Here is a 24,324-nt window from a genome sequence, read left to right as displayed (position 1 = left end):
CCTTGCGACGGAGCACGGAGAGACCCATGACGGACCTGACACAGGCGGGCGGTGACGTCCTTGCCCAATCCCATGATCGGGCCAAGGGGCACTACGACGATATCCGGGGCCGTAATCTGGCCCTGGACATGACCCGCGGCAAGCCGTCGGCGGCGCAGTTGGATTTGTCCGATGCGCTTCTGACCAACGTGACGGCGGAGGACGTGCGCGACGACGATGGCACGGACCTGCGCAATTACGGGGGCCTTGCTGGCACCCCTGCCTGTCGCAAGCTGTTCGGTGACTACCTGGGCGTGCCTGCGGATCAGGTCGTGATCGGCGGCAATTCGTCCCTGCAGATGATGTACGGCGTCCTCGCCCGGGCCATGACCTTCGGCGTTGTCGGCGGGAAGGGGCCGTGGCGGGACGAAGGGGCGACCGTGATCTGCCCCGTGCCAGGCTACGACCGGCATTTCGCGATCTGCGAGGAACTGGGCCTGGACATGGTCTCCGTCGACATGAAGGACGACGGGCCGGATATGGACGCGGTCGAAAAATTGGTCAAGGATCCCAAGGTCAAGGCGATCTGGTGCGTGCCCAAGTATTCCAACCCGACGGGGGCGACCTATTCGGACGCCGTCGTCGAGCGCCTGGCCAAGATGAAAGCGGCGGCGCCCGATTTCCGTATCCTGTGGGACAATGCCTATGCAGTGCACCATCTGGGCCAGGGCCTGGACACGGTCGCCGACATCCTGACGGCTTGTGAAAAAGCGGGCTGCCCGGACCGGCCGTTCATCTTCGGCTCGACCTCCAAGATCACATACGCGGGGGCGGGTATCGCCGTGTTCGCGGGCTCCAAGGCCAACGTTAAGGACGCCCTCGACCATCTGTTCTTCGAGACCATCGGCCCGGACAAGATCACCCAGTTGCGTCAGGTCAAGTTCTTCAAGGACATGGACGGCATCCTGGCCCATATGGACGGCCATGCGAAACTCTGCGCGCCCAAATTCAAGGCCGTGGAGGATGCGCTGAGCAAGCATCTGGTAGGCAAGGGCATCGCGACCTGGACCCGACCCAAGGGTGGCTATTTCGTCAGCCTGGACGTGCTCGACGGCTGCGCCAAGGAGGTCATTCGCCTGGCCGGCGAGGCCGGGGTCAAGCTGACGCCTGCGGGGTCGTGCTTCCCCTACGGCAAGGATCCCAACGACCGCAACATCCGCCTGGCGCCGACCCTGCCGCCTTTGGAGGAAGTGGTTCAGGCCATGGAAGTGGTCTGCGCCTGTGTCGAGCTGGCCTGCCTGAACAAACTGGCCGAAGCCCAAAAATAACCGCCGGGTCGGTCAGGACGCCTGATTGAAGAACCGGCGTCCTGCATCCGATTGGCCATAGGCGTCGACCAGATCCCGGATGTGCGCCTCGACCAGGGTGCGGGCGCCGTCCGCGTCGCCGGCTTCCATGGCCGCCAGTATCCGTGTGTGTTCGGCGACGGACCGGGGCGGCAGGTGGGGGATGTTGGCAAGCACGGCCTGATAACGCCGGAAACGGATCTTTACCCGGTTGTAGGTTTCCACCAATAGGCCGTTTTGCGCCGCGGCGACCAGGCCATCGTGAAATTCCGCCGCCAGGGCGTAATAGCTCTCGTAATCCTTGGCCTGGATTAATTCGTCCAGATCCGCGTTCATCTTGCGCAGATCGGCGAATGCCGCCGCCGGTTGCTGCCTTGCCGCCGAAGCGGCGGCAAAGCCCTCGATCGCCATGCGCAGGTCGAACAGTTCGCGCAATTCGCTTTCCGACAGGGGCGTGATGACGGCCCCCCGATGGGGTTCCAGTATCAGCAGTCCCCGGGCCGCCACGATGCGCAGGGCTTCGCGCAGCGGGACCCGGCTGACGTTGCAGCGTTTCGACAGGGCATGTTCCACGAGACGTTCGCCGGGCGGAAAGCGTCCGGCCACGATTTCACCTGAAATCCATTCGGCAAGCCGCTCCGGCAACAGGTCCGGGCGGGGAAAGTCGGTGGGGCCAGATGTGTTGCTCATGTCGTTCTCTTGATAGGTCGCCGCCGAGGGTTATGAAAGCATTATATATTTTCTAATTGACTAATTGTCTAACAATACTAGATTCCCGGTCAGCCTGTCGCGAAAGACGCGGGCGGCAATAATCATGGGAGGACGGAATGGCGCTACCTTTGGACGGAATCCGCGTGCTCGACCTGACGCGGGCCCTGTCCGGGCCGTTCTGCACGATGATCCTGGGGGATCTGGGGGCCGACGTGCTGAAGGCGGAGCCGACGGGCGAGGGCGACATGTGCCGCGCCTGGGGGCCGTTCGATCACGGCATCGGCTGTTTCTTCCTGTCCGTGAACCGGAACAAACGATCCCTGGCCGTGGATTTCCGCAGTGACGGCGGCCAGGCGGTGTTGCGTGACCTTGCCCGCGAGGCCGATGTCCTGGTCGAGAATTTCAAGCCGGGAACCATCGAAAAGCTGGGGTTGGATTACGACAGCCTGAAAGACGCCAATCCGCGCTTGATCCACGCCACCATCACGGGGTTCGGTTCCGACGGGCCTTACGGCACTTGGCCCGGGTTCGATCAGATCGCCCAGGGCATGTCGGGCATGATGAGTATTTCCGGCGAACCCGACGGCGCGCCGACGCGCCTGGGTGTACCCTTGGCCGACCTTGTGTCGGGCATGTGGCTGTCGACCGGCATCACCGCCGCCATTCACCAGCGCACGGCGACAGGTCAGGGGCAAAAGGTCGATACCTCGCTGCTGGCCTCCGTCGTCGGCATGCTCTGCGTCCAGGGCCAGCGATACCTGAGCCTGGGGGACATTCCCGGCCGCATGGGCAACGAACATCCGGTGATCTACCCTTACGGCGCCTTTCAGGCCTCGGATGCACTCGTCAACATCGCCGCCGCCAACCAGACCCAGTGGAAAAAGCTCTGCGACACCTTGGGGCTTTCTGAATTGGTGGACGATCCCGACTTTGCCGACAATACGGGGCGCGACCGAAATAGGGTCCGCTTGCGTGACCTGTTGAACGAGAAGTTGGCGTCCAAGACCGCCATCGAATGGTCCCATGAACTGATGGAGGCCGGCATTCCCGCCGGGCCCGTCTACGACCTGGGGCAGATGTTCAACGACCCCCAGGTGGCGCATGCAGGGATGGTGGAAACCATCAGCCATCCTGTCATTGGGGACCTGAACCTGCTGTCCAACCCGTTGCGCCGGGGGGAGGTCGGGCCGAAAACCGTGCGTTTCGCGCCGCCGGCCCTGGGCGAACACAGCGAACCGGTTCTTGCGGATTGGGGGATCTCTCCCGACCGCATCCAACAACTCATTGATGACGGATCAATCGAGAACAGCACAGCGAGGATGACATGACATCATCACCCAAACTTTCCTACGTCGCTTTGGTCTCCCGCGATGTGCCGGCGGCCTGCGAGGTTCTGGGCGGCACGCTCGGGCTGGCGCGGACCGATTGTGCCCGGGGCGGGGGGGACGCGGTGCCGGTGTTCGCCGTCGGCGATGCGGCCCTGGCCCTGTTCGAGCCGGGCGACCCCTTCGTGCACGAAACGGACCGCACGGGGGTGCATCACATCGGCCTGTCCGTCGATGACGTGGATGCAACCACCGCGCGGTTGGCGGCGGCGGGGGTTTCCGCGCGCGACGCGGGCCGGCCGGGTCTGGCCGGGGGGCGCCATGTGGAACTGGACCCGGACGCCACCGTCGGGGTGCGGACCTGTCTGGTCGATCCGCTGACCATCGACCGGTCGGCATCTGCCCGGATCGAGCGCATCGATCATTTGGGTGTCGCCAGTTCCGACAACCAAAAGGCCATCTCGGTCTTCACCGATACGCTTGGCCTGCCCATTGAAAGCCAGCAGACGGACATGGAAGTGGTGACGACGGTCGAAAGCTTCACCTCGGACAAATACGGCGTCGTCTATCACAGCCGCCCGCCCCGGCCCGTCGGCGGCCTGCGTGTTGCCTTTCTGACGGCCGGTGATTGCGAACTGGAGTTCCTGCAGAATTTCGATCCGTCCCACGGGGCGGAGATCGCCCACGGGGCTTCCGGCACGACCCGGCAGGACCAGGGGGCGATTACGAAGTACATCGACACTCGTGGCCAGGGGCTGCATCATGTCGCCCTGAAGTCGCCGGACATCAACGCGACGCTGGCCGCGCTTGGTGACGCCGGATGCACCATGATTGATACCGTGGGGCGGCCGGGGTCGCGGCGGGCGCTGATCGGGTTCATCCATCCCAAAAGCCTTGGCGGACTGCTGCTCCATGTCGTCCAGCGTGATTAAGCCGTTGGTTCGCACGGCGGAGCGCGCCGGCGTCCTGATCCTCACCATCGACCGTGAGCAGGCCGGGAATTCGATTTCCCGCGACACCGCGCAGGCCATGCGTGATGCCCTGGACGGCACGGCCGGCAGGACGGACCTTCGCGGCATCGTCGTGACCGGCGCCGGTGATCGTTTCTTCTGCAGCGGCGGCGACTTGAAGGCCTACCGCGCGATTTCCTCGCCCGAGGAACTGGCCGAGACTTTCGGCGTCGTTCGCGGCCTGCTCGACGCGTTCGAGGCTCATCCCCTGCCGGTCATTGCGGCCATCAATGGCTATGCTCTGGGCGGTGGTGCGGAAATGGCCTTGGCTTGCGATCTGCGGTTCATGGCCGGGGATGCGAAGATCGGGCTGCCGCAGGCGCGGCTCGGCATCATTCCCGGATGGAACGGTGCCGAACGGTTGATGCATGTGGTGGGATACGCCCGCGCCATGCGGATGTTGTTGAGCTGCGAGCAGTTGTCCGCCGTGGAAGCCCTGGATCAGGGCCTGGTAGACGCAGTGGCTGCGGACGAAGACGTTGTGGATCATGCCGTGGGTTTTCTTGCCGGCATGCCAGCGGCGCCCCTGGCGGTATCGGCGACGAAACGCGCACTGCGCGCGGCCGCGCGCGGCGAGAGCCGGGCGGCCGGAGAGGCGCTTCTGGAAGACTTGTGGTTTTCCGAGGATCACCGCGAGGCCGAGCAGGCCTTTGCCGAAAAACGTGCCGCCGTCTTCAAGGGACGGTGACAGAACGCCGGTGCAGAATCAGTCCTGGGCACCCTCGGTGGCCGGTGCACTTTCCTTGGTCGGCCAGACGGATTCCGCGCTGGGCTCGGGTGCCGGGGCGGGTTCGGCCGGGGCCGGTGGTGCCGCCGGTTCCATGCCTTGGACGCCGGACGCCTGGGCGGCCGGGCCGTGGACGGTACCGGCCCGCGCACGGGCAACGGCAATGACCTTTTCCAGATCGTCGGCCGTACACAAGCCCAGACCCACCGGGTTCTGCGGCTTGATGTTCGAGGTGTTCCAGTGCGAACGGTCGCGCACGGACATGATGGTCGGCTTAGTCGTGCCGATCAGTTTGGAAATCTGGCCGTCGGACATTTCCGGATAGTTCTTCACCAGCCAGGCGATGGCGTCGGGCCGGTCCTGGCGCTTGGCCACGGGGGTGTAACGCGCACCCTTGGTTTTCTTCGGCAGAGGCAGGGACGGCTTGGCGGCTTTCAGGCTGGCCGTGGCGTCGCCTTCGCAGCGCTCCAGTTCCTCCTGGGTCAGTTCACCGGCCTGCACGGGGTCGAGCCCCTGCATTCCGATGGCGACTTCGTCGTCGGCGATGGCCTGAACTTCCAGTTCATGCAGGCCGCAGAATTCGGCGATCTGCCTGAAGGTGAGGGCCGTGTTCTCCACAAGCCAGACGGCTGTGGCCTTCGGCATCAACGGACGCGCCATAATTACCTTCCCATTCGGTGTTGGATTTCGGGATTGTCTTAATCGACCAGCACGCCCCCGCGCGTACGGGGACGCACCGGAACTTGCGACGTTATATAGGCACAAGGGGCCTCGGGTCAAAGGATCAGATTGATTTTGGGGTCTATTCCGCAACCTGAAACACGATTTTCCCGATATGCTGGTTGGATTCCATCAATTCATGGGCTTCGCGCGCCTGATTTAGGGAAAAAGTCTTGTAAATCACAGGCTTGACCTCACCCTTCTCGATCAAGGGCCAGACGTTCTCGCGCACGGCCTTTGCGATCACGCCTTTTCGGGCGACCGACTGGGCCCGCAGGGTCGATCCGGTGATGGTCAGACGCTTCAGCATCAGCGGCATGAAATTGATTTCGGCCTTGGACCCCTTCATGAACGCGATATTGACCAGGCGGCCGTCCCGGTTCAGGGATTTCAGGTTCTTTTCGATGTAATCGCCGCCGACCATGTCGAGGATCACGTCGACGCCCTTGCCGCCGGTGAAGTCCTTGGCGGCCGCGACGAAGTCCTCTTCCCGGTAGTTGACGGCGCGCTCGGCGCCGAGATCAAGGCAGGCCTGGCATTTTTCGCCGCTTCCTGCCGTGGCGATGACCTTCGCACCCAGGCGGTTCGCGACCTGGATCGCCGTGGTGCCGATGCCCGACGTGCCGCCGTGGATCATCAGGGCCTCGCCCGGTTTCAAGTCGCCGCGTTCATACAGATTGGTCCACACGGTGAAGAAGGTTTCCGGCAGCGCCGCCGCCTCGACCATGGACAGGCCCTTCGGCACCGGCAGGCATTGTTCGGTGGGGGCCGTGACGTATTCGCCGTAACCGCCGCCCGCGACCAGGGCACAAAGGGCGTCGCCCACGGCCCAGCCTTCGACACCGTCGCCCAAGGCGGCCACGGTGCCCGAAACCTCCAGCCCCGGAATGTCCGTCACGCCTTCGGGTGGGGCGTAATGGCCCAGGCGCTGCACCACGTCGGGGCGATTGACGCCGGCGGCCGCGATCTTGATCAGGACCTCGCCCTTGGCAGGGACCGGCACGGGGCGGGTCGTGATGCGCAATTGTTCCGGGCCGCCGGGCTCGGCGATTTCGACGCAGGTCATTTCCGTGGGCAGGGACATGAGGCAATCCGTTCGCTAGTGGGTTTTCCAATGGCCCCTTCACCTAGTAGATTGAGGCCCCACAGCGCAAGAGGGGATGACACCATGGCCATGGACGTGGACGACCTGGAACCGCAGAAGAAAAAGCCGGAGTTGAAGAACCTCGAGGTGATGTCGATCGAGGCGCTGAACGACTATATCGGCGATCTGGAGACTGAAATCACGCGTGTGCGCGAGACCATCAAGGCCAAGGAAGCCGCGCGCCAAAGCGCCGACAGCTTTTTCAAGTCATAGGTTCCTGCGGCCCTGGTGCCGCCGCCGCGCGGGCAGCCGTCATCGCGCGCCTTTTGCGCCGAGACGCCATGAACATCAGCCAGCCGACAGGCCCCAGGAACAGCACGATGACCAGCCAACCCATGCGCGGGCTGAACGGGCAGGCGGCGCCGTCCTCGGCCGGTTTGGCCGGGGAAATGGCTTTTGACAGGGCGACGTGAATCAGCGGCAGAACGAAGCCGATCACGATCACGGCCCAGGCGGCGGCAGGCGACATGGCAAATCCTCTGCTTTCGATTAGGGGAAACTTAACATCCCAAGGGTAGCCTGTAAGCAGGACACGAGGCGAAAGTGTCCTTTTACTTCTATGCCTCCCTGAAACTCGCGACCGCCCTCCCAACCCGAGGGCGGTTATTTTTATGTCGGGGCAGCATAGATGGCGCGAATTCCCGGGGTAAATTCACGGTTGTCAATAACCCTTTGCAGTTGACGGGTATAGGGCGGCTGGCTACGCTTCCCTTGTCATTCAGGCGAGTTTGACAGGTGTGAGGCATATAAAATAATTAAAGGGCCGCTGGGCAAACCGGCGGCCCTTAATCAATTCCGGTCCGTATTCTCGAACTTCCCGCCTCAACGAAAAGACCCGCCCGCCATGGCCGACGAAAAGACCCCCGAAACCCGCGCCGCCTATCCACATGTATTGCCGATCCAGACCCGGTGGATGGACAACGACATCTACGGCCACGTCAACAACGTGACCTATTACAGCTACTTCGACACGGTGGTGAACAGCTATTTGATTGATGTGGGCGGGCTGGATATCCATGACGGCACGGTCGTCGGCTTCGCGGTTGAAACGACCTGCCGGTTCTTCAAGCCCGTGGCCTTTCCGGAAAAGCTGGCGGCGGGATTGCGGGTCGGCAAGTTGGGAAATTCCAGCGTTCGTTACGAAATTGCCATCTTCAAGGACGGCGAGGACACGGCCGCCGCTGCCGGCCATTTCGTCCACGTCTTCGTCGACCGCCGGACGGACCGGCCGACGCCGGTCCCGGTGGCCATTCGCAGGGCCCTGGAAAAAATCATCACCAAGGACGGTGGACAATGAGCGAAGCTGAACCCGATCCGCGCCAAGTGCCGCTTTCGGCCTATCCCTACCGCATCGAGATTCCGACCCGGTTCGGCGACAATGACATGCTGGGTCACGCCAACAACGTTGCCTACAACCGCTATGTCGAGGCCGTGGTGACGCAGTTCCAGATGCAGGAAGCGGGCGTCGACTATGCCAGGCATCGCATCGCCCCGGTCGCCGTGGAAACGCTCTGCCGTTTCCACCGCTCCCTCAGTTATCCGGAAACCGTTCATGCGGGGCTCCGCGTCGGATGTCTGGGCAATTCCAGCGTCACCTTCCTGATCGGCCTGTTCGGTGCGTCCGACCGCGACACCCCTGCGGCCACAGGGCATTTCATCCATGTCTATTCGGACCGGGACGCGGAAACCGCCGTGCCCATGCCGGATGCCGCCCGGGCCGTCTACGAACGGTTCCGCTGAGCAGGCAAAAGAAAAGGCGCGCCCGGTTTCCCGAACGCGCCCCTTCCGTCTGACGTAATAGTGTGAGATTAGGCGGCCTTGCGGCTGAACAGTTTCTTCTGCCCACCCGTGATCGCGATCTTGCGGGGTTTCTTTTCTTCCGGAACGACGCGTTCCAGTTCGATGTGCAGAAGGCCGTTTTCAAGGGCGCCGCCCTTGACCTCGATATGGTCGGCAAGCTGGAAGCGGCGTTCGAACGCACGGCCGGCGATGCCGCGGTGAACGTAGACGACGTTCTCGTCCTTCACATCCGCATGCTTGCCGGTAACGATCAGGGTGCCGTCGTTGACGGTAACCTCAAGGTCGTTCTCGCCGAAGCCGGCGACGGCCATGGTGATCCGGTAGGTGTCTTCGCCCAATTGCTCGATGTTGTAGGGCGGATAGGAGTTGCCGTCGTCGTGGCGCATGGCGCTGTCAAGCAACCGTTCGAGACGATCAAAACCGACGGAATGACGGAATAGGGGGGTGAAATCGATGGTACGCATAACCAAGTCCTCCTTGAACGAAGCGATATGGTGCCCGCCAGCGCGCGTTGCCGTTTAGGACCGCCGCAATGGCCAATCCAACGAACCGCGCGGGTCGGGCGGTTCAGGTCTTGCGGGCCCCGTTCGGGCACCCGCTTCCAGGCATGAGATAGGTTTGGGGAAAATCCCGCGCAAGTCCCTGGTGGAAATTTTTCCGCCGAAAAACACAGGGAAAGTCAGAGGGTTAAGAGGCCTTGGCCGCGTTACCGGACTGCCACATGACCTCGTACAGATTGACGTCCCCGTCGAAGCCCTTCATGGCGAAACCGCCCGCGGATTTGAAGGAAATGCCCTTGCCGGTGCAGATTCCACGCACGGTTTCCGACACGAAGATCTGATCGGCCTGGGCCTTGTCGACGATGCGCGCCGCCAGCTGAACCGTGGTGCCGAACAGGTCGTTGTCCTCGGCAATCGGCTCGCCCGCGTTGATGCCGATCTTCAGCTTGAGCGGCAGGGCAGGGTTTGATCCGCGAAGTTGGATGGTTTCCTTCTGGATCTCGATCGACGCCTCGACCGCATTGGTCGGCTGATCGAATGAACACATCATGCCGTCGCCCGTGTGCTTGACCTCGCGGCCGTGATAGCGGGTCAGGTTTTCGCGCACGATCTTGTTGTGGGCGCGCACGACTTCCTGCGCCCCGGCATCGCCCAGTTCCTGGGTCAGCGCGGTGGAGCCGGCGATATCCGTGAACAGCACGGCGACGACCCGCGCCTGGGCTTCCTTCGGCTTCGGCTTGTTCCAGTCTTCCAGCGCCGTTTTCAGGTGGGACGGGCCCGAGGCGTTGTCCGTCAGGTGGTTGGCCATGGCGTTGCGGCCTGCCTGGAACATGCTCATGTAGCGGGAATCCTGAAGCAGGTATTCCTCGTAGCGATCGGCGAAGGACGCGGCATGGGATTTCTTGAAACCCATGACCTGGACGCTGTCGGCCAGAATGCGGGACCGCGTCGAAGGTTCCAGGTCGCGTTTTGACGACAGGGATTCACAGGCGCCAGCAAGGAACAGATTGATCCCGAACTTGGTGAAATTATCGAGCTTTTTCTTGTCCTGGCCCGTGACGTCGAGAAGCTGGCCCAGGAACTTCATCATGTAGGCCTTCTGCTTTTCGCCGGCGGCGTCGAGCATGGGTTGCGGTTCTTGACCGCCGCCGTACTTGTCGGCCTCCAGGGTCACGCCGCGCTTGGCCTCGTCGTTCTCCAATTCCTCGCGCAGGCGCTGGTTGGCAGCGGCGTCGGTCTCGCCGCGGGCCGCCTCTTCGGCCTTGGCCTGTTCGCGCCAATCGCCGACCGTGCCTTCGGGCTTTTCCGTATCGACTTCTATGGTATTTGCCGGCGGTTGCCCCAATGCCGATGCCGCCCGATCAAGGATGGAAGCCACATTGCTGCCGCCGCCTGCCTGTTGCACGGGCATATTGCTGGGCGCCTGCCGTCCCTTGAGCCGAATGTTTCGGAGATAGGTGACCGCCAGGGTCGAGGCGGTCAGAAGGAAGCTGGCGACAAACACCAGGAAGATGGCATTGGCTTCGACCGCACCGGAAATTTTGTAGCCGAACAGCATCTTGCCGCTGAAGTACCAGGAAAAGGCAACCGCGAAACCGCCCGACACCAGCAAACTGACCAAAGCCAACATGAGCATCTTGATGACGACCGCCGTCGCCGTCGCGGTGATGCTGTTGGCATTACTTGCGGTGCGGCGCTTTTTCGGCGAGTCGTCGTCATCGTCGTAATAATCATCATCGTCGTCGTCACCGCGCGACATGGACCAGTCGCCGCCATCGCCACCACCGCCGTCAGCCTTGCCGCTACCGATGTCGCGAAAGCCTTTGTGTTCCTCGGCGCCTTTGGGACCACGATAGATCGTCGTGTCTTGGTGGTTGCCGATATCGCTGTCATAGGTTTCCTTGACCACCTTGACGGCATCGAAACCGGGCGTCTTCTCGATCTTCTTGGCTTCTTCGATGGCCTTTTCACGCTGTGCGGCGCCGAACTGGGCGTGAATCGACCAGCGGCCGGCCTGCTGCACGTGGACCTCGAAATGAATGTGTCTTGCCATGGCCGTTACCCAGCCGCTCCCCATTAATCAGACCGAATTACCGTCGTAGCCGCAAGTCGCCTTCCCCGGTCGAACGGGGCTACCGGATGCTTCGGTACTTCCCAGAAGAGCAATTTTGATGCGGGCAGGTAAACATTTCCCTACCCGATTGCATAAAAGTTAGCATAGCTGTTCATGCTATGGGAGGGGTTGATTTTAACCCTCTTATCCCTGGAATTGTGCACGGAAAAGGGCGCGCCCTTGGGGTGCGCCCTTGTGCACGTCGATCCAGGTTCCGGCCAGTGCCGGCAACCGCCCCCGAAGGGACGGCTTCCTACATCTTCAGGCCGCTGTTCCCGAACCGCTTGTTGAAACGCGCAAGGCGACCGCCGGCATCAACCAGGCGGTGTCCGCCGCCCGTCCAAGCCGGATGGCTCTTCGGGTCGACTTCCAACTTCAGCACATCGCCGGGGTTGCCCCAGGTGCTGCGCGTCGTGAACGAGCTACCATCCGTCATCTGAACGGTGATTTCGTGGTAGTCCGGGTGGATATCTTTTTTCATTTGGCTTGGCTCCGGCAAAAGTGGCGCTCTATATACAGACCTGACCTGCCATGCGCAAGGTTTCATGAATCCCCGCTGGTCCGCTGGCCTTTTCGACCTAAACTCAAGGAGTCTCCCCATATGTCCCTGGACGACACGTCATTCACGCACATCGCCGACAAGACCTTGGAATCGTTCATGGATGCGATCGAGGCGGTGATCGGCGATCAGGCCGACGTGGACCTGGAAGGCGGCATCCTGACCATCGAATTGGATACGGGCGGTCAGTACGTCATCAACAAGCACGCGCCCAACCGCCAAATTTGGATGTCGTCGCCGGTCAGCGGTGCCACCCATTATGATTTTGACACGGACAAGGAACAGTGGCGCTGCACGCGGTCGGGTGAATTCCTGGACGAGAAACTGGTGGCCGAACTCAAGGCGTCAACGGGGGTCGCCGTCCGTCTGCGATGACGGGGCGGGGCGCAGTCCAGCCGGAATGGCGAGGGCCAGGAGCAGCACCGCCGCCATCACCAGGGCGCCTGAGTAATAGGGCCAGTCCCGCCCGATCTGGGCGAACAGCATGCCAGCCCAGGCCGGGCCGAGGACGCGTGCCATGGTCGTCACCGATCGTGTCACGCCCATCACGCCGCCCTGGTCCGTGTCGGGAACCTGTTGTGAAATCAAACTGTTGTAGGCCGGATTGATGACGCTGAAGCCGTAGGCCGCGATGGCCATGGCAATCAGCAGATGCCAGACCTGGCTGCAGAAGGGGATGGCGCCGATGCCGAGGGCGAGGGCGATAGCCCCCTGGATCAGCAATGCCCGTTCGCCGAAACGTTTGGCGAGACGGCCCATCAGGCCGCCTTGGACCGCCGCAGACAGCACACCGACATAGGCAAACAACCAGCCGTTTTGTTCCGGGCCCCAGTCAAAGGCACGTCGGGACCACATGGCGAAGGTGGTTTCCAGGCCCGCGAATACGAAGGTCGCGAGGAACCCCAGCAGCATTAGCAGTCCCACCCCAGGCAGTCTTAAGGCATCCGTGAACTGCGCCAGACGCCGCCGGCGCGGCATCGCCGCCGCGCGGGCGCGGACCTCGGCAGACAGGGATTCCGGCAGTTTCACCAGCCCAAGCAGAAGGGCGAGTATCGACAGACCGGCGGCGGCCAGGGCCGGGCTGCGGTAATCGGCGGTCAGCGGGTCCGGTCCGGCCAGGATGCCGCCGATGGCGGGGCCCAGGATGAAGCCGATGCCGAAGGCGGCGCCGATCAAGCCCATGCCCTTGGCGCGGTTCTCCTTGGTCGTGATGTCGGCCATGTAGGCGAAGGCAGCCGATATGTTGCCGGCCATAAGGCCGCCCAGGGCGCGCGCCATGAACAGCATCCACAGCGCGTCGGCGAAGGCCAGCCAGACATAGGCCGCGGCCGCCCCGGCAAGGCTAAGGAGCAGGACCGGGCGCCGTCCGGCATGATCGCTGAGCCGCCCCCACAGGGGGGCTGAAATGAACTGTGCCAGGGAATAGGTCGCCATCAGCAGGCCCACGGTCTGCGGGTCGGCCTGGAAATGCTCGCCGTAGAACGGCAGCAGCGGAATGATGATACCGAAACCGATAAGATCGACGACGACGATCAGGAAAATAGCGAGCATTCTGGTTGGCCGATCAGCGCTGGGTCAGTTTGAGTTCGATCCGGCGGTTTCGCCGAAGGGCGATTTCATCCGCGCCTTGATCGATGGGCCGGTTGGCTGCGAACCCGGCGGCGACCAGACGGACGGGGGGAAGTCCCTGGTCGATCAGGTATTTGACCACGGAGATGGCGCGCGCCGCCGACAATTCCCAGTTGGAGGGGAAGCGGGCCGTGGAAATTGGCGTTTTATCCGTATGTCCGTCGACGCGGAGCACCCAGTCAATGTCCTCGGGGATTTTTACGACCAGTTCTTTGAGGGTCTGAGCCAGCGCGCTCATCTGTTCCTTGCCCGCCGGGCCCAGTTCGGCCGAGGCGACGTCGAACAGAACCTCCGACTGGAACACGAAGCGGTCGCCGACGATGCGGATGCCGGGCCGGTTGCCGAGAACTTCGCGCAGGCGGCCGAAGAATTCCGAACGGTAGCGGCTGAGTTCCTGCACCTTGGACGCCAGCGCGGCGTTAAGCCGTTTGCCCAAGCTTTCGATCTGCACACCCTGCGACTGGGCCTTTTCTTCGGCCGCGCGGAGCGTCGCCTCAAGCGTCGCCAACTGCTCGCGGAGCGCCGCCAACTGGCGGTTCATCAGGGCGACCTGGGCGCGGGCGGATTCCGAAATGTTGCGCTCGTTGATCAGCGCCTCGCCTTTTTCATTGGCCTGTTTGCCGAGTTCCATAACCTTCGCGGTCAATTCGTCGCGAAGCGCCGTCAGGGCCTCGATCTCGCGCGCCAGGCTGTTCAGGCGCTGCACGCGTTCAGCCAGTTCCTCCTCGCGGACAGCGAGCGTCTTCTGGGTGTCCGCCAACGAGGTTTCCAGGCGGCCGATGGTCTGGCGGCTGGCTTCCATGGAAACCATGGCATCGACAAGTTGCTGTTCCGCCGATTCCGCGCGCATACGCAGTCCGGCAACGCTGGCGCTCAGCCGTTCGCGTTCGCCGACCGAGACTTCCAATTCACTCGACAGGCGGCTGACATCGGCGCGCAGGCTGTCCGTGGTCTTGCGTTCCAGGGCCAATAGGCTCGCCAGTTCGCTGATCTCGCCCTCCAGCTTGCGCAGCGCCTGATCGCGCCCGGTCAATGCCTGCCCCAGAAAGACCTGGGCCATGATGAAGATCAGCAACAGGAAGATAATGACCATCAGCAGCGTCGCCAGGGCGTCGACGAAGCCGGGCCAGATGTTGGTTGATCTTTCGTGGCGCCTGGCGAGGCTTGCCATGGTTACGTCTTCCCTTGCCGGGGAGCCGCTGGGATGTGACGGGGGCAGAGAGCCGGCGTCACGGCGTCAGCGGTCATATTCGCCGTCGGCGATGTTGGCCATGGTGCGGGCCAGAAGTTTGATCTCGGACCGCACCTCCTTGATGATTTCGTCGCGGCCGTGGCTGACGTCGTCGGCCAGACGGGTCACCGCGCGGTCCAGGTTGCGGATGCTGGTCCTGGTTTCCGCATCCATGCCTCCGCCGTCGCTCCGGTTCATGCTCTGGGCCATGTCCTTCATCAGCTGCTGCTGCGCACGCAGGTGATCGGTCAGGGTGTCCAGTTTATCGGTCAGGTTCAGGATGCCTTGGTTGGCCTCGGCGCGGCTTTCCTCACCGCGGGACAGGGTGCGCTGCAGGTTCTCCAGGTTCTCCGCCGATTGTTCCAGCAGCGCCTGTACATAGGCGGGCATGGACTGATCGCCGTCGCCGGAAAGAGCCCCCGACGACAAGCGGGTCAGGCTCGACAGCCACTCTTCCAGATCATTATAGAAACGGTTCTGCGCTTGGCCGGCTTGCAGGTCGAGGAAGCCTAGGATGAGCGAACCCGACAACCCGAACAGGGATGATGAAAAGGCCGTGCCCATGCCGGACAACGGCGTTTCCAAGCCGTGTTTCAGCTTTTCGAAGGTCCCATTGATGTCGCCGCCGTCGACGGTCAGGCCAACGATCACGTCCTTGACCGAGGCGACCGTTTCGAGAAGCCCCCAAAAGGTGCCGAGCAATCCCAGGAAGATCAGCAGGCCGATGATGTAGCGCGAAATATCGCGTGATTCGTCAAGGCGCGAAACCAGACCGTCAAGCAAGGTGCGCAGTGATGTGGTCGAGAGTGTCAGGCGGCCGGAACGCTGCCCCAGCATACTTGCCATGGGGCCGAGCAGGCGGGGTGGGCTCGGCTGTGACAACTGCGCGCCGTCACGGCGGTAGCTTTCCACCCATTCGACCTCGGGCTTCAGGCGCGCGACCTGCAGGAAGTTATAGGCGATGCCCAACGCCAGCACCGCCAGGATGCCGCCGTTTAGGGGGGCATTAGCCAGGAAGGCATCACGCAGCGGTTGGAACAGGGGAGCGCAGACGGCGAGAACAGCGCCGAGGAACAGGATCATCCTGAGCAGGTATCGGTTGGGGCGCGTCATGTAGGGAAGCCCTTACGAGGTCCTTTCGGAGGCACGGACGTCACGCGGAACCCGACGGTGCCGTCAACGCGGGGCCAGGGTGATGTCGACCCGGTTCTTGGGCTCGTCGGAAGTCTTGTCGCCGAGAGCCCGTACATCGATCCGGGTCGAGCGGATGCCGCTTTCGATCAGAAAAGAGCGCACGGAAAGGGCGCGGGACAGGGACAGGCGGCGGGCCCGGTTGGATTTCAGATCGTCACCCCCGGCATAGGCCTGAAGCTGCAGCCGGACGTCGCGCTGGTCTTTTACCTGATCTGCCAGCTTGAGCAGGTTCGGCTTGGCGGTGTCGGGCAGTTTCGACTGGCTTTCGTCAAACACCACGCGGATTAGCCGGCCGTCTTCGCCGGCCGTCAGGGACGCGGTGCTTTCCGCCTTGGGCTCCGGCGGCGTGGGCACAGCCATGGCCGTGGCGGGCGGTGGCGGGGGCGGCGGAACGGCGGCGCCCGGAGCGGTTGCGGGCGGGGGCGGCGGGGGTGCCTTGTCCGCGGTGTCCTTCACTGCCTCGACCTTGGGGGTAGGCGGCGGCGCACCGGCTGTTTTCGTGTTCGGTGCCGTGCCGGGGGGCGTCGGTGCGGCGGGCGGCGTCGGTGCGGCAGCCGTCAGCTGTGCCGGGGCATCGGCGGCGGGGGCCGGCGCGGGTGATGGTTTTGACGGCATGGGCGGCGGCGGCGCCTTGGCGGCGGGCGGGCGCATCTCTGCTTCCATGCGGCTGGTGCGCGGAGCCGGCGCGGCCTCGGCGCGGGTCACCTTCAATTTGCGGATGGGGGCGGATTTTTCAGGGGCGACGAACAACTGAGAGGTCGGCCGGCTTGCGCCCGGCAGGCGCAGTCCGCCGCCATAGGCGGGGGCGGCCGGTTCCGACGATATGTCCACGGTGTGGCCGTATCCGCCGCCGGGCAGGGCGCCCATGTCGATGGTCACGGCACCGTCCGCGTAGTTGCTCACCTGTGCCTCGACCGGGCCTGATGCCAGCGCCAGCGGCGCCACGGCAATGACCAAAAGCCCGGTCAAAAAACGTGAGGATGTCATCGGACGGTCACTCCCCATTCTTCCCTGTTGTCGTCTTCCGGCCCGTTGTCGTGCTCGGGTGTGTGTATCCCGTTTGCGGCAGGCTTGGCGTTCCTCCGCCGGGATGGTCCGGGGACCCTCCGGCCTGCGGCGGAAACCAAGGCGATCACCTTAACCAACGGCGATGCGCTGGACAACCGTAAAGCCCTTGCATGAAATCAGCTAAATATGACGCTTTCGGGGCGCCTGAAAACAGCCCTTCGACGGGGGCGGGAATGGGTCAGGTGGCCGCCGCGCCGGCACCGGCCAGGGTTTTCAGCATGACTGGATGCATGGCGTCGTTGCCGGCGGCGATGTCGCCGCGCTGGAAGATGTCGCGACCGCCCGAAAGGTCGGTGACGAAACCGCCCGCTTCGGCGACCAGGATCATGCCTGCCGCCATGTCCCAGGGTTGCAGGTTCTGTTCCCAGAACCCTTCGAAGCGCCCGGCGGCGACCCAGGCCAGATCAAGCGAGGCCGCACCGTTGCGCCGTACGCCGGCGGACACGGCCATGATCGCGCGCAGCTGGTTCAGAAACAGGTCGTGGTTGCCCCGGCCGACGAAGGGAATACCCGTCGCGAACAGGGATTCGGCAATGTCTCGGCGCGCCGAGACGCGCAGGCGCCGCCCGTTGAGAAAGGCGCCCTGGCCCTTTTCGGCGACGAACATCTCGTCCGTGATCGGGTTGTAGACGACGCCGGCGAAGATCTGGCCGTCACGTTCCAGGCCGATGGAGATGGCGAACTGGGGAATGCCGTGCAGGAAGTTGGTGGTGCCGTCCAAGGGGTCGATGATCCAGCGATTCGAAGTGTCGATGCCCTCGACCGCGCCGCGTTCTTCCATCAGGAAACCGTACTTGGGGCGCGCGCGCTGAAGTTCTTCGAACAGGATCTTCTCGGCCTTGCGGTCGGCGGTCGAGACGAAGTCGGCCGGGCCCTTCTTCGAGACCTGGAGGTGTTCGACCTCGCCGAAATCGCGGATCAGGCCCCGCGCCGCCTTTTGGGCGGCGGCGGTCATGACGTTTATCAGGGGCGTGCGCAGCATGGCGGGCCTTGTTTCAAGCGATCGGAAAGGGGCGGGAAGAACGCAGCCGAAGCCTAGTCCTTGGCCCGCTCGACATAGGTGCCTTCGGCGGGGTTGACGACGATGCGGGTGCCGGTCTCGATATGCGGCGGCACGCTGGTGCGCACACCGTTGTCCAAAAGCGCCGGTTTGTAGCTCGACGCCGCCGTCTGGCCTTTGACCACGGCTTCGGTTTCGACCACGGTCAGGGTCACCCGGTCAGGCAGTTGAACGCCGATCGGGTCGCCGTCGTGGCTTTCGATGGTCACTTCCATGCCGTCCTGCAGATAGGGGGTCTGATCCTCACCGATCTGATCGCTGTTCAGGACGACCTGTTCGTAATTTTCGTTGTCCATGAAGGTGAACATTTCGCCGTCGGAAAACAGGAATTGATATTCCTTCTGTTCCAGGGTCGCGCGTTCGACCTTTTCCGACGAGCGGAAGCGTTCGTTCAGCTTGGTGCCGTCGCGCAGTTCGCGCAATTCCACCTGAAGATAGGCGCCACCCTTGCCGGGCTGCGTATGGGCGATCTTGACCGCGCGCCACAGGCGTCCCTGATGTTCGATGACCATACCGGGTCGAATGGCGTTGCCGTCGATTTTCATGTCCGTGCCCGTTTATATGTTGATAGGGGGTGAAAGCGGCGCGGAAGCTACCAGTTTGTTTCGTGCATAGCAACGGCCCAACGCCGCCGTCAGGGGCGTTGGGTATCGGCAATTACCTTGTTGAAGGCGGAGACCGCGGCGGCGGGTCCTTGCGCATGCTGCCAGACCCCGGAGACCACGGCCAGGAAGTCAGCACCCGCGGCGACCAGGGGGCCGCAATTGTCGGCCGTGATGCCGCCGATGGCGACGCAGGGCACGACGAAAATCTCGCTCCACCAGCGCAGCAGGTCGATATCCGCGTGATGAGTGACTTCCTTGGTGCCGGTCGGGAAGAACGCGCCGAAGGCGACGTAGTCGGCCCCAGCTTCACCTGCTTCCATGGCCAGATGGCGGGATGCATGGCAGGTCACGCCGACGATGCGCCTGTCGCCCAGGGTTTTGCGGGCGTCCCGGTAAGACGCGTCGCCCTGGCCCACATGGACGCCGTCGCAATCGGTTTCCGCCGCCAGGTCGGGGCGGTCGTTCAAAATCAGCGGCACGCCACGGTCGCGGCAGACGGGCAGCAGGATATCGGCGGCGCGGCGGATGTCGTCGTCGCTGTCGGGGGTGCCGTCCGGGGCCTTCAGGCGCAACTGCACGGCGCCGACGGGACCGGCGTCGAGCGCCGCCGCCAGATCGCCCGCGAAGACGTTCGGGTCGAAGGCAGGGGGCGTGACCAGGTAGAGCAGGCAGCCGTCATCATTGTCAGCCATGTTGGAATTCTCCCGTGAGCCAAGTGTCGAGCCGCTGATCGGCGTCGGCGTCCGCCATATCCAATGCCTGCGCAGGCCGGTTGGCCACCTTGGCGCCGGCCGCAATTGCCGCACTCTCGATTTTGGCCAGAACCTCGGGGGCGGCCGACAGGGACACGGCTTCGACGCCCAACCTGATGGCGTCCAGGGCCGTGCCCGGTTCGTCCGCGCAATCAAGGCAGGCCGTGGCATGGGCCACCGGTTCGGCGGCGCGGGCTTGGTCGATGATTTGTTTGAACAGGGCGGGGCCGAGATAGCCGGCGGCGCCGGGTGCGCTGACCAGATGCACGGGACGGCCCGTGCGGCGGGCGGCGCTCAGCGCCTGTATTGCGTGGTTCAGGTCGTGGATAACGACGGATGCCGGGGGAGCGGCCGGTTGCCTGGTCGCGCCCCCCGTCATCTCAAACCCGTCGCTTATTTCGCACCATGCATGGCCAGCGCGGTGTCCGGCATGCGGTTGGAGAAGCCCCATTCGTTGTCGTACCAGCTGAGCACGCGCACGAAGTTGCCGTCGATCACCTGGGTCTGGGTGGAATCGAAGCTCGAGCTTGCAGGATTATGGTTGAAGTCGATGGAGACCAGGGGCTCGGTGTTGTAGGCAAGCACGCCCTTGAGCCGGCCGTTGGAGGCCTCCAGCATGGCCGCGTTGATTTCCTCGGCCGTGGTCGAACGCCCGGCCGTGAAGGTCAGGTCGATCAGCGACACGTTGGGGGTCGGCACGCGGATCGCGGTGCCGTCCAGCTTGCCCTTCAGTTCCGGCAGCACCAGGCCGACGGCCTTGGCCGCACCGGTCGAGGTCGGGATCATGGACACGGCGCAGGCGCGCGCCCGGCGGGGGTCCGAATGCAGGGTGTCTAGCGGACGCTGATCGCCGGTGTAGGCGTGGATCGTCGTCATATAGCCCTTTTCGATGCCGACCAGTTTGTGCAGCACGTCGGCCACGGGGGCCAGGCAGTTGGTCGTGCAGGACGCATTGGAAACGACCGTGTGGCCGGCTTCCAGCTTGTCGTGGTTGACGCCGTAGACGACGGTCAGATCGACGCCCGAGGCCGGGGCCGAGACCAGAACCTTGGCGGCACCCGCGTCCAGGTGCTTGGCGGCGCTGTCGCGGTCGGTGAACAGACCGGTGCATTCCAGGGCCACGTCGATGCCCAGTTCCTTCCAGGGCAGATCTGCGGGATTACGCTCGGCCGTCACCTTGATCGGCCCGGCGCCGACGTTCATGACGTCGCCTGCGACCGACACGTCCATGCCTAGCGGCCCGTGCACGGAATCGTATTTAAGAAGGTGGGCATTCATTTCGGGTGAGCCCAGGTCGTTGATGGCGACGACTTCGATGTCGTTACGCCGCGATTCCAAAATGCCCCGAAGAACCAAACGACCAATTCTTCCGAACCCGTTGATCGCAACCCGAACCGCCATGAATGCCTCCGTAAATTTGTTGAATTTCCTGCCTTGAGGCCCCTGCGATGGAAGCCTCTGTCCGGGGCGAGCATATAGGCTACCCACCGCCCTCTGTAAACCCGCGAACGCCCGGTTGTCCGGGGCGCAATGCCATCCAATTGATGTGGTGGTTGAACTTATGTGCATAGGCACCTATTCTTCATAAAATTTTTACCCACTAAGGCAATTATATTTTCTTAGTTGGGTCGGGGGGTGTTTGTGGCGACCATCAGTAAAGCATCGCGAGTGGACCGCGCATTCGAGCGGTTGGAAGGCGCCTTGTCGCGCCTGGAAAAGGCTGTTCAAGCACGCGGCACCGCCGCGGCCGAGGGCGGCGGCGACACGGCGGCATTGCGGGCGGAGAACGCCCGTCTGCAGACCGTGACCGAGGAGGTCAAGGGGCGTCTCGACGGCGCCATCGGCCGCCTTGAAAAAGTCCTCGAAGGCTAGGGGCGGATCACGTCATGGCTCATGTCACCGTCACCATTAACGGACGTCAGTACCAGGTCGCCTGCGATGACGGGCAGGAAGCGCACCTGTCGCGGCTCGGCAAGTATGTCGACAATCGGGTTCAGGAACTGGTTGCTGCCGTCGGCCAGGCCGGGGATGCCCGGCTTCTGGTCATGGTCAGCCTGCTTCTCGCCGACGAATTGTCCGACGCCTATGCGGAATTGGAGTCGATCAGCCGCAAAAGTGAAGGCGTCGCCCGGCTTATCGAATCCGAGGAAAAGGTCAGCCGCACCCTGGAAAGTATCGCCGACCGCATCGAAGGCATTGCCGTGGGGCTTGAACAAGCCTAACTTCCGCTCAGGCGGAGCGCTGCGGAGCGCGTTAGGCACATTATCCCTGGGGCGATGCGTCCTTTAAGGGTGCTGTCCCTGCCGGGTTGCACGGGTTCGTCCTGGACGCTCGGTATCACGGTGCCCAACCTGTTGAGAGCAGGCCACGGAGGATCTTAACGCCGACGGCTACTGCGGCACCGCCGACTTTTTTCGTCTTGGGCATTGTTACGGCACCCGAATTTCGGGTCCCGTCATCAAATCATTATGGATCTCCTCAAGCAAAAGCGTCTCCTGCGCAAAGAAGCCGCCGCCCGGCGCACGCGCGCGCACGCCGACCAAGGGAGCGCCGCCGCCACTGCCGTTGCCTGTCATGCCGTGGCTTTGGCCCAGGCGCTGACACCGGGGTGGGTGTCGGGTTATCTCGCCATGCAGGACGAAATGGATGTGCTGCCGGCCATCCTGGCCATGGCTGCGAACGGCTGGCAGGGCTGTCTGCCCGTGGTCGTGGGTAAGGCACAGCCGCTTCGGTTCCGGGCCTGGACACCGGGGGCGAAGCTGACGAACGGCGTGTTCGGCACCCGTCATCCGTCGGACGGAGCGGCGGACGTGCGCCCTGATTTGCTTCTGGTGCCGCTGCTTGCCTTCGACCGGGCCGGGTATCGGCTTGGCTGGGGTGGTGGATTCTATGACCGGACCTTGGCCGAACTGCGAAATTCCGGCACGCCCGTTGCCGCTGTCGGGGTCGGTTATTCGGCCCAGGAAGTTGACGCCGTGCCGCGCGACCATTACGACGCACGCCTTGACTGGGTCGTGACCGAGGACGACATCATTAAAATTACGCATTAACGGTCCCGGCGAGGCATTTTGGGGCCAAGGCACTAGGTATTAAGGTCAGTTTATGAAAATCATGATTGTCGGGGATGTGGTCGGCCGTAGTGGCCGGGACGCTGTGGCCAAACATCTGCCGGCCCTGCGCGCGCAACTGGACCTCGACTTCGTCGTCGTCAACGGTGAGAACGCGGCCCATGGTTTCGGCATTACCGAGGCGATCTGCAACGATCTGTACGCCCAGGGGGCGGATGTCATCACCACGGGCAACCATGTGTGGGATCAGCGCGAGATCATGAATTACATCGATGGCGACGACCGCTTGCTGCGTCCCCTGAATTTTCCCGCCGGCACGCCCGGCAAGGGGGCCGGCGTGTTCGAGACCAGGGACGGCCGCAAGGTCATGGTCGTGCACGCCATGTGCCGTTTGTTCATGGACCCGCTCGACGATCCCTTCGCCGGGGTGGACGAGGCCTTGAAGAACCATCGCCTGGGGGCGGCCATCGGGCGCGGCAACGTCGATGCCATCCTGCTCGACCTGCACGGCGAGGCGTCGTCGGAAAAGATGGCCATGGCCCATTTCCTGGACGGCCGGGTGTCGGCGGTGGTCGGGACCCACACCCATGTGCCGACGGCGGATGCCCAGGTGTTCAAGGGCGGCACGGCCTATCAGACCGACCTCGGCATGACCGGTGATTATGATTCCGTGATCGGCATGCAGAAGGAAAACGCCACGGCGCGGTTCACCACCAAGCTGCCGCAGGGCCGGTTGGAGCCCGCGAGCGGCGAGGCGACCTTCTGCGCCATGTACCTGGAAACCGACGATGGCACGGGTCTGGCGACGCGGGCGGAGCCCGTGCGCCTGGGCGGCCGCCTGGCACCGGCGGTGCCGGGATAACCGGTTAACCAGGAAATCAACCTTTTCCACGGCCTGCGGCCTTTCACGGCGGACGAAATCTTGCCATATTGCGGGCCTAGCTTCATTGCCGGTGACACTCGCGCCGGTCCCATCATTTGGGTATAATCCCGACGAATCGCCACGACATATAGGGGGTTCCCGCCAAAATGGCTGGTCATTCCAAATTTAAGAACATCATGCACCGCAAAGGCCGTCAGGACGCCAAGCGGGCGAAGGTCTTTGCCAAACTGGGCCGCGAAGTGACGGTCGCCGCGCGCCAAGGCCCCGATCCCAACTTCAATGCCGCCCTGCGTTTGGCCGTTGCCAACGCCAAGGCCCTGAACATGCCCAACGACGTCATCAATCGGGCGATCCAAAAGGCACAGGGCTCGGATGCCGAGAATTACGAGGAAATCCGCTACGAAGGCTACGGCCCGGGCGGCGTCGCCGTGATCGTCGAGGCCCTGTCCGACAACCGCAACCGCACGGCCTCGGAAGTACGCACCGCCTTCTCCAAGAACGGCGGCAACCTGGGCGAGACGGGCAGCGTCGCCTTCATGTTCGACCGGGTCGGCCAGATTACCTATCCGGCCGACGTCGCCGGCGCCGAGGCCATGTTCGAAGGGGCGCTGGAAGCGGGCGCGGAGGATGTGGAATCGGATGACGAAAACCACACCATCACCTGCCAGCCTGACGATTTCGCCGCCGTGCGCGACGCGCTCGAAGAACGCTTTGGTGAGCCGGAAGAGGCGCGCCTGGCCTGGAAGCCGCAGAATTCCATCTCCGTCGACGAAGGCACGGCGCAGACATTGCTGAAGCTGATCGATGCGTTGGAAGACAACGACGACGTGCAGCGCGTCGCCGCCAACTTCGAGGTCGACGACGAGATCATGGAAAGGCTGAGCGCTTAAACCGTAAAGC

The 24,324-nt window shown here is 63.4% G+C and carries 29 protein-coding genes; 13 read left to right on the top strand and 16 right to left on the bottom strand.

What is annotated here, in order from left to right:
• Positions 1 to 26: 26 nt before the first annotated feature.
• Positions 27 to 1,307 (top strand): aminotransferase class I/II-fold pyridoxal phosphate-dependent enzyme, encoded by a 1,281-nt coding sequence (locus KFF05_11920; GenBank protein UTW50656.1) that lies wholly within the window; start codon positions 27 to 29, stop codon positions 1,305 to 1,307.
• A 12-nt stretch (positions 1,308 to 1,319) separates the two neighbouring features.
• Here the strand turns inward: KFF05_11920 and KFF05_11915 are convergent, their stop codons facing one another.
• The gene (locus tag KFF05_11915) at positions 1,320 to 2,015 is read right to left on the bottom strand and encodes a GntR family transcriptional regulator (protein UTW50655.1); all 696 of its coding nucleotides are present in this window, start codon (positions 2,013 to 2,015) and stop codon (positions 1,320 to 1,322) included.
• Between the two features lie 137 nt (positions 2,016 to 2,152).
• Here KFF05_11915 and KFF05_11910 point away from each other — a divergent pair, with 137 nt between their 5' ends.
• From KFF05_11910 to KFF05_11900, 3 genes are read left to right on the top strand one after another with little or no spacing between them, the layout of a single operon-like run.
• Positions 2,153 to 3,364 carry a CoA transferase gene (locus KFF05_11910; protein UTW50654.1) on the top strand — a complete coding sequence of 404 codons (1,212 nt, stop codon included), beginning with the start codon at positions 2,153 to 2,155 and terminating at the stop codon, positions 3,362 to 3,364.
• The gene (locus tag KFF05_11905; GenBank protein UTW50653.1) at positions 3,361 to 4,293 is read left to right on the top strand and encodes a VOC family protein; all 933 of its coding nucleotides are present in this window, start codon (positions 3,361 to 3,363) and stop codon (positions 4,291 to 4,293) included. Before KFF05_11910 ends, KFF05_11905 begins: the two co-directional genes overlap by 4 nt.
• The gene (locus KFF05_11900; protein ID UTW50652.1) at positions 4,274 to 5,059 is read left to right on the top strand and encodes an enoyl-CoA hydratase/isomerase family protein; all 786 of its coding nucleotides are present in this window, start codon (positions 4,274 to 4,276) and stop codon (positions 5,057 to 5,059) included. Before KFF05_11905 ends, KFF05_11900 begins: the two co-directional genes overlap by 20 nt.
• Positions 5,060 to 5,077: 18 nt before the next feature.
• On the opposite strand, the gene KFF05_11895 is transcribed toward KFF05_11900, so the two are convergent.
• Positions 5,078 to 5,758 carry a DUF1013 domain-containing protein gene (locus tag KFF05_11895; protein UTW50651.1) on the bottom strand — a complete coding sequence of 227 codons (681 nt, stop codon included), beginning with the start codon at positions 5,756 to 5,758 and terminating at the stop codon, positions 5,078 to 5,080.
• A 142-nt stretch (positions 5,759 to 5,900) separates the two neighbouring features.
• Positions 5,901 to 6,902, bottom strand: coding sequence for an NAD(P)H-quinone oxidoreductase (locus KFF05_11890; protein UTW50650.1), 1,002 nt, complete (start codon positions 6,900 to 6,902; stop codon positions 5,901 to 5,903).
• A gap of 90 nt (positions 6,903 to 6,992) precedes the next feature.
• Here KFF05_11890 and KFF05_11885 point away from each other — a divergent pair, with 90 nt between their 5' ends.
• Positions 6,993 to 7,175, top strand: coding sequence for a DUF1192 domain-containing protein (locus KFF05_11885; GenBank protein ID UTW53686.1), 183 nt, complete (start codon positions 6,993 to 6,995; stop codon positions 7,173 to 7,175).
• Here the strand turns inward: KFF05_11885 and KFF05_11880 are convergent.
• Positions 7,165 to 7,431, bottom strand: coding sequence for a hypothetical protein (locus KFF05_11880; protein UTW50649.1), 267 nt, complete (start codon positions 7,429 to 7,431; stop codon positions 7,165 to 7,167). The genes KFF05_11885 and KFF05_11880 overlap by 11 nt on opposite strands.
• Positions 7,432 to 7,806: 375 nt before the next feature.
• On the opposite strand from KFF05_11880, the gene KFF05_11875 reads away from it, so the two are divergent.
• Complete coding sequence (locus tag KFF05_11875; protein UTW50648.1) at positions 7,807 to 8,259, top strand: acyl-CoA thioesterase; 453 nt, start codon at positions 7,807 to 7,809, stop codon at positions 8,257 to 8,259.
• Positions 8,256 to 8,702 (top strand): acyl-CoA thioesterase, encoded by a 447-nt coding sequence (locus tag KFF05_11870; protein ID UTW50647.1) that lies wholly within the window; start codon positions 8,256 to 8,258, stop codon positions 8,700 to 8,702. The genes KFF05_11875 and KFF05_11870 overlap by 4 nt, the downstream gene beginning before the upstream one ends.
• Positions 8,703 to 8,770: 68 nt before the next feature.
• On the opposite strand, the gene KFF05_11865 is transcribed toward KFF05_11870, so the two are convergent.
• The 3 genes from KFF05_11865 to rpmE all read right to left on the bottom strand — a co-directional run bounded on the left by KFF05_11865 (position 8,771) and on the right by rpmE (position 11,856).
• Positions 8,771 to 9,226, bottom strand: coding sequence for an Hsp20 family protein (locus tag KFF05_11865; GenBank protein UTW50646.1), 456 nt, complete (start codon positions 9,224 to 9,226; stop codon positions 8,771 to 8,773).
• Between the two features lie 223 nt (positions 9,227 to 9,449).
• Positions 9,450 to 11,315, bottom strand: a complete 1,866-nt coding sequence (locus tag KFF05_11860; GenBank protein ID UTW50645.1) for an adenylate/guanylate cyclase domain-containing protein — start codon at positions 11,313 to 11,315, stop codon at positions 9,450 to 9,452.
• A 313-nt stretch (positions 11,316 to 11,628) separates the two neighbouring features.
• Complete coding sequence (rpmE, locus tag KFF05_11855; protein ID UTW50644.1) at positions 11,629 to 11,856, bottom strand: 50S ribosomal protein L31; 228 nt, start codon at positions 11,854 to 11,856, stop codon at positions 11,629 to 11,631.
• Between the two features lie 120 nt (positions 11,857 to 11,976).
• Here rpmE and cyaY point away from each other — a divergent pair, with 120 nt between their 5' ends.
• Positions 11,977 to 12,309 carry an iron donor protein CyaY gene (gene cyaY / locus KFF05_11850; protein ID UTW50643.1) on the top strand — a complete coding sequence of 111 codons (333 nt, stop codon included), beginning with the start codon at positions 11,977 to 11,979 and terminating at the stop codon, positions 12,307 to 12,309.
• Here the strand turns inward: cyaY and KFF05_11845 are convergent.
• The 9 genes from KFF05_11845 to gap form a co-directional block, all read right to left on the bottom strand.
• On the bottom strand, positions 12,280 to 13,485 hold the full coding sequence (locus KFF05_11845) for an MFS transporter (GenBank protein UTW50642.1): 1,206 nt from the start codon (positions 13,483 to 13,485) through the stop codon (positions 12,280 to 12,282). The two genes, cyaY and KFF05_11845, sit on opposite strands and share 30 nt — an antisense overlap.
• A gap of 13 nt (positions 13,486 to 13,498) precedes the next feature.
• On the bottom strand, positions 13,499 to 14,734 hold the full coding sequence (locus KFF05_11840) for a peptidoglycan -binding protein (GenBank protein ID UTW50641.1): 1,236 nt from the start codon (positions 14,732 to 14,734) through the stop codon (positions 13,499 to 13,501).
• A gap of 66 nt (positions 14,735 to 14,800) precedes the next feature.
• Positions 14,801 to 15,907, bottom strand: coding sequence for a flagellar motor protein MotA (locus tag KFF05_11835; protein UTW50640.1), 1,107 nt, complete (start codon positions 15,905 to 15,907; stop codon positions 14,801 to 14,803).
• 63 nt (positions 15,908 to 15,970) lie between these two features.
• Complete coding sequence (locus tag KFF05_11830; protein ID UTW50639.1) at positions 15,971 to 16,975, bottom strand: OmpA family protein; 1,005 nt, start codon at positions 16,973 to 16,975, stop codon at positions 15,971 to 15,973.
• Positions 16,976 to 17,234: 259 nt separating this feature from the next.
• On the bottom strand, positions 17,235 to 18,038 hold the full coding sequence (locus KFF05_11825) for an inositol monophosphatase (GenBank protein UTW50638.1): 804 nt from the start codon (positions 18,036 to 18,038) through the stop codon (positions 17,235 to 17,237).
• Positions 18,039 to 18,091: 53 nt separating this feature from the next.
• The gene (gene efp, locus KFF05_11820) at positions 18,092 to 18,661 is read right to left on the bottom strand and encodes an elongation factor P (protein UTW50637.1); all 570 of its coding nucleotides are present in this window, start codon (positions 18,659 to 18,661) and stop codon (positions 18,092 to 18,094) included.
• Positions 18,662 to 18,750: 89 nt separating this feature from the next.
• Complete coding sequence (gene thiE / locus KFF05_11815) at positions 18,751 to 19,413, bottom strand: thiamine phosphate synthase (protein UTW50636.1); 663 nt, start codon at positions 19,411 to 19,413, stop codon at positions 18,751 to 18,753.
• Positions 19,406 to 19,852: a hypothetical protein gene (locus tag KFF05_11810; protein UTW50635.1), complete on the bottom strand. Its 447-nt coding sequence runs from the start codon at positions 19,850 to 19,852 to the stop codon at positions 19,406 to 19,408. The genes thiE and KFF05_11810 overlap by 8 nt, the downstream gene beginning before the upstream one ends.
• A gap of 14 nt (positions 19,853 to 19,866) precedes the next feature.
• A complete protein-coding gene (gene gap / locus KFF05_11805; protein ID UTW50634.1) occupies positions 19,867 to 20,874 on the bottom strand; it encodes a type I glyceraldehyde-3-phosphate dehydrogenase in 1,008 nt (335 codons plus the stop codon).
• 267 nt (positions 20,875 to 21,141) lie between these two features.
• Between gap and KFF05_11800 the strand changes: the two genes are divergently transcribed.
• The 5 genes from KFF05_11800 to KFF05_11780 all read left to right on the top strand — a co-directional run bounded on the left by KFF05_11800 (position 21,142) and on the right by KFF05_11780 (position 24,314).
• The gene (locus KFF05_11800) at positions 21,142 to 21,345 is read left to right on the top strand and encodes a hypothetical protein (GenBank protein UTW50633.1); all 204 of its coding nucleotides are present in this window, start codon (positions 21,142 to 21,144) and stop codon (positions 21,343 to 21,345) included.
• A gap of 14 nt (positions 21,346 to 21,359) precedes the next feature.
• Positions 21,360 to 21,695, top strand: a complete 336-nt coding sequence (gene zapA, locus KFF05_11795) for a cell division protein ZapA (protein UTW50632.1) — start codon at positions 21,360 to 21,362, stop codon at positions 21,693 to 21,695.
• Positions 21,696 to 21,941: 246 nt separating this feature from the next.
• Positions 21,942 to 22,523, top strand: a complete 582-nt coding sequence (locus KFF05_11790) for a 5-formyltetrahydrofolate cyclo-ligase (GenBank protein UTW50631.1) — start codon at positions 21,942 to 21,944, stop codon at positions 22,521 to 22,523.
• Positions 22,524 to 22,575: 52 nt separating this feature from the next.
• Positions 22,576 to 23,403: a YmdB family metallophosphoesterase gene (locus tag KFF05_11785; protein UTW50630.1), complete on the top strand. Its 828-nt coding sequence runs from the start codon at positions 22,576 to 22,578 to the stop codon at positions 23,401 to 23,403.
• A 167-nt stretch (positions 23,404 to 23,570) separates the two neighbouring features.
• Entirely contained in the window at positions 23,571 to 24,314 is a 744-nt protein-coding gene (locus tag KFF05_11780; GenBank protein UTW50629.1) for a YebC/PmpR family DNA-binding transcriptional regulator, read from the top strand.
• Positions 24,315 to 24,324 lie beyond the last annotated feature (10 nt).

The organism is bacterium SCSIO 12827 (assembly GCA_024397995.1).
GTDB lineage: Bacteria > Pseudomonadota > Alphaproteobacteria > Rhodospirillales > Casp-alpha2 > UBA1479.
Note: the sequence above shows the minus strand (reverse complement) of the source record. Positions and strands in the feature narration are given on the sequence as shown.